We start from the raw sequence: 563 nt of genomic DNA, 5'->3' as shown, positions 1-563 counted from the left end.
AAACGCTTGCTATCAGAGATGTAGGCTTGCATCAGGTTCAAACCTAAATCAGCGATCACTTGCTCATAAATCTTGTACAAAGGCGATTTTTCTCTCCCATCTACCTGATTCCAAAACAAATGTACGCTTTTAATAGCACTTTCGGTATTCTTAGCAATGATATTGGAAAGTACCTCAGTAAAACTCAAAGTACTTTCAATCACCACTCTATCGGCAGTGATAGGTGAGAAAATGTGATGCATTTGAGCCAACAGGGTCAATATTCCTGCGGTGTTTACTGTCCCTGGCATATCAAAAAGGATAACCTCTATAGGGAAAGGTGTCTCTGCAATGAGCTGTTGTGCCTTTTCAAGGGCTTCATTAGGTTTACATTGTATTATGGGATATGCCTTTTTGTTCAGCTCACTAAACTGTCTATGAGCAGCTTTCTTAAAATGCTCGTTGTTCATCACTGTTTTGAGGTCTTGCTCTCGCATTCGGTGTAGGCTGTATTGTGGATAATCACAATCCATCACTGCTACATTGTAGCCCATTCGGTAATGTAGCAAGCTGGCTACTAAGGT

At 40.9% G+C, this 563-nt stretch carries 1 protein-coding gene; it reads right to left on the bottom strand.

Annotation, left to right across the window (positions count from 1 at the left end; genetic code table 11):
• Positions 1-563, bottom strand: a 563-nt coding sequence (locus HMPREF1551_RS06075; RefSeq protein WP_021628191.1) for a hypothetical protein, incomplete at both ends; no start/stop codon positions are given.

The sequence above is a fragment of the Capnocytophaga sp. oral taxon 863 str. F0517 genome (assembly GCF_000466425.1).
In the GTDB taxonomy this organism is placed as follows: domain Bacteria; phylum Bacteroidota; class Bacteroidia; order Flavobacteriales; family Flavobacteriaceae; genus Capnocytophaga.
Note: the sequence above shows the minus strand (reverse complement) of the source record. Positions and strands in the feature narration are given on the sequence as shown.